Annotated in this window: 4 protein-coding genes; 1 reads left to right on the plus strand and 3 read right to left on the minus strand. The window is 51.1% G+C overall.

Annotated features, from left to right (window positions below):
• Window positions 1–36 precede the first annotated feature (36 nt).
• The gene (locus tag RTY00_RS21980) at window positions 37–960 is read right to left on the minus strand and encodes a Kdo(2)-lipid IV(A) acyltransferase (RefSeq protein WP_008103130.1); all 924 of its coding nucleotides are present in this window, start codon (window positions 958–960) and stop codon (window positions 37–39) included.
• A gap of 267 nt (window positions 961–1,227) precedes the next feature.
• Here RTY00_RS21980 and RTY00_RS21985 point away from each other — a divergent pair, with 267 nt between their 5' ends.
• On the plus strand, window positions 1,228–2,283 hold the full coding sequence (locus RTY00_RS21985) for a rhodanese-related sulfurtransferase (protein ID WP_312666229.1): 1,056 nt from the start codon (window positions 1,228–1,230) through the stop codon (window positions 2,281–2,283).
• Window positions 2,284–2,327: 44 nt separating this feature from the next.
• Here RTY00_RS21985 and RTY00_RS21990 read toward each other — a convergent pair whose 3' ends face one another.
• The gene (locus RTY00_RS21990) at window positions 2,328–2,903 is read right to left on the minus strand and encodes a YceI family protein (RefSeq protein WP_008103126.1); all 576 of its coding nucleotides are present in this window, start codon (window positions 2,901–2,903) and stop codon (window positions 2,328–2,330) included.
• A 1-nt stretch (window position 2,904) separates the two neighbouring features.
• A complete protein-coding gene (locus RTY00_RS21995) occupies window positions 2,905–3,477 on the minus strand; it encodes a cytochrome b (RefSeq protein ID WP_312666230.1) in 573 nt (190 codons plus the stop codon).
• Between the last annotated feature and the right edge of the window lie 28 nt (window positions 3,478–3,505).

Below are 3,505 nucleotides of genomic sequence, written 5' to 3' on the forward strand. Positions count from 1 at the left end.
AAGGACGTGGGGCACGCAATCATGCCCCATATCACATTAATAAACCGAAGGCTCACCTTGCGGACGGGTTTTAAAACGACGATGCAGCCACATATATTGCTCCGGAGCCAGTAACACCGTCTCTTCCACCACTTTATTCATCACCACAGCGGTCTCAAGTTCTGATTCCAGAGTAAATTTATCACGGATATCAGGCATCATTTTCAGCTCATAGCCGCGCGCATTGGGCAGGCGTCGCGCCAGGAATGGCACCACGCTGGGATTTGCCAGACGAATCAACATATGGGTACCGGTGGTTGTCGCCGCGTCCTGAACCGCAAAGAAAGGCGCAAATACGCTGCTACGCGGGCCATAATCATGATCCGGTGCATACCAGATAATGTCGTTGTTCTTCATGGCGCGAATCATGCCTTTCAGATCTTTGCGGTCCAGCATGCTTTTATTGGAACGCATGCGGCCCCAGGTTTGCAGCCAGTCGATGAGCTTATTGTCGTTCGGACGATACACGCCAATGCCTGGGTTATGCATACCAAATACCCGCGCGCCCAATTCCAGAGTCAGAAAGTGCATACCAATTAATAATATGCCGCGCTTCTCTGCCAGTGCGTTAGCAACATGTTCAAGACCGCTGGTGGTGACCCATTTACGGATGCGCCAGTCTGGCCAGAACCACGCCATGCCGGTTTCAATCAGTCCCATGCCCACCGATTCAAAATTGTGCTTCACCATCGCGTCGCGTTCATTGGTCGGCATGGTGGGAAAGCACACTTCCAGATTGCGCTGCGCCACTTCTACACGGCGTTTCATGAAACGCATGGCAATACGACCCAGTCCGCAGCCAATGGCATGCAACACCGGATAGGGCAACAGCACCAGCAGGTAGAGGAAACCAATGCCGAGCCAGGTCAGCCAATAGCGTGGATAGAGGAGTTCACGGGTGAGTTTGGGAAGTTGAGTCATGGAAATGTCAGTATCCTGCGTCTTATGCCAGAGAGTCCGGTTTCTGTAATTTTTTGTCATTATGCCATTTTTTCATTCTGGCTGAAATCAAGCATAGACCGTGGACAGCTATCTGGCAGCAGGTATGCGCACGAAAACGCAATTGTGTCGCAGAAATGCGCCTGTAATTGCACTGGTCAGGCTTATCACACCAAAATTTTTGTATCCGGCAGAATTCGGGTATGATACGCGCGCTAAATTTCTCTGATTGCTAACAGGACGAACACCATGCCAGTGTTACATAACCTTGTTTCCAATAAAGAGCTGAAGGAACGTATGTTGGCGGAAACCGAACCACGTACCACAGTCTCTTTTTATAAATACTTCCAGATCGCCGATCCTAAAGCCTTCCGTGATGCCCTTTACGTTGAGTTAACCAAACTCAAGGTGTTTGGTCGCGTCTATGTCGCGCATGAAGGTATCAACGCGCAAATCAGCGTGCCAGCCAGCCGCTACGAAAAGATGAAGGCAGCCTTGTATGCCTTTGATGCAGCGCTGAATAACCTGCGCATGAACATTGCGCTGGATGATGACGGTAAATCTTTTTGGGTGCTGCGCTTGAAAGTGCGTGAGCGCATTGTGGCGGATGGGATTGAAGACAATAGCTTCGATGCCAGCGATGTGGGCGCTTACCTGAAAGCCGCTGACGTTAACGCGATGCTCGACGATCCGGATGCGCTGTTCGTGGATATGCGTAACCACTACGAATATGAAGTGGGGCGTTTCGATAATGCCATGGAAGTGCCGGCCGATACCTTCCGCGATCAGCTACCGATGGCCGTTGATATGCTGCAGGATCAGAAAGACAAAAAGATTGTCATGTACTGCACCGGCGGCATTCGGTGTGAAAAGGCCAGCGCCTGGATGAAGCACAACGGCTTCAATGATGTTTATCACATTGAAGGTGGGATTATTGAATACACCCGTCGCGCGCGCGAGCAGGGCTTACCGGTGCGTTTCAAGGGCAAAAACTTTGTTTTTGACGAACGCATGGGCGAGCGTATTTCCGACGATATTCTTTCCAGCTGTCATCAGTGCGGCACGCCTTGCGATAGCCACACCAACTGCATCAATGATGGCTGTCATTTGTTGTTCATTCAGTGCCCAAACTGTGCTGAAAAGTACAACAACTGCTGCAGCCCAATCTGCATGGAAGAGTCAACTTTGTCGCCAGAAGAGCAGCGCGCACGCCGTGCGGGCCGTGAAAATGGCAACAAGGTGTTTAACAAATCACGCGGTTTGCTGAACATGACGATGGCGATTCCCGCGCCAGATAAAAAATAAGCGCAAAACAGCCTGAAGTCAGCACACTTCAGGCTGTATTTGGTTTACTTACGCACACCTTCCACCGAAATAATCAATTCAGCTTTCTGCGATGCCGGGCCAAGATCTTTGCTGATGTTGAACTCTTTCAACACGATCTCACCGCTGGCTTCAAATCCTGCACGATAGCCGCCCCACGGATCTTTGCCTTCTCCCATCAATTTTGCATCTAGCGTCACGGGCTTGGTCACGCCATTCAGCGTCAGGTCGCCAGTGATTTTGTAATCCTTGCCGTCTTTCTTCACAGCGGTAGAAGCAAAGGTCGCCTGCGGGAACTTACCGGTGTTGAGGAAATCCGCGCTGCGTAGGTGTTTATCACGTTCAGCATGGTTGGTATCGAGGCTGTTAGTGTTGATGGTCACGTTGACTTTGTCTGCCGCAGGATTGGCTTCATCAAACGTGAAGCTGCCGTCAAAATCTTTAAAGGTACCGTACAACCAGCTGTAGCCCAGATGTTGAATGCGGAACTGAACAAACGCGTGCTGGCCTTCCTTATCAAATTTGTAATCAGCTGCGCTGGCCGTCAGGCTGGCGCTCAATAAGCCGGCCGCTGCTACTGCCAATAATGTCTTCTTTAGCATGTTACTTTTCCTTTTCAGAGGTTAACGGGATGCGGTAACCCAACATCCTTTTCAGTGTCACATCACGGTCAATAAAATGGTGTTTCAGGGCTGCCAGCGCGTGCAGTGCAGAGAACAGCACCAAACCCCACGCCAGCCAAAGATGAATGTCGCCCGCCAGATCTGCTTGCTGCGCGGCACCGCTGAACAGAGCGGGAACCTCAAACCAGCCAAATACGGAGATCGGTTTGCCATCGGCGGTGGAAATGAGATAACCGCTGAACAGCAGCACAATTAGCAAGCCGTATAACATCCAATGCGCGGCAGTGGCACCGCGCCGTACGGCAGGTGAATAGCTCGACAATGGTTTGGGTGGCGGTGAAATAATTCGCCAGCCGAGGCGCAGCAGCAGCGCAGCAAACAGCAGTATGCCGATGCCTTTATGAATTTCGGGTGCGTCGTGATACCAGCCGTCGTAATAACCCAATCCGACCATCCACAAACCCAGAGCAAACATGCCGTAAATAGCCAGCGCCATAAGCCAATGCAATAAAATGGAGACCGCGCCGAAATGCTGTGTGGAATTACGCCACATATGAAGTTCCAGGAATGAAATAAGTGGC

Origin of the sequence: Pantoea sp. CTOTU49201 (assembly GCF_032054795.1) — a bacterium.
In the GTDB taxonomy this organism is placed as follows: domain Bacteria; phylum Pseudomonadota; class Gammaproteobacteria; order Enterobacterales; family Enterobacteriaceae; genus Pantoea; species Pantoea symbiotica.

What these genes read in the sequence shown, in the direction of transcription:
- RTY00_RS21980 (WP_008103130.1), bottom strand. Translation starts at nt 960, where the DNA reads ATGACTCAACTTCCCAAACTCACCCGTGAACTCCTCTATCCACGCTAT.
- RTY00_RS21985 (WP_312666229.1), top strand. Translation starts at nt 1,228, where the DNA reads ATGCCAGTGTTACATAACCTTGTTTCCAATAAAGAGCTGAAGGAACGT.
- RTY00_RS21990 (WP_008103126.1), bottom strand. Translation starts at nt 2,903, where the DNA reads ATGCTAAAGAAGACATTATTGGCAGTAGCAGCGGCCGGCTTATTGAGC.
- RTY00_RS21995 (WP_312666230.1), bottom strand. Translation starts at nt 3,477, where the DNA reads ATGTGGCGTAATTCCACACAGCATTTCGGCGCGGTCTCCATTTTATTG.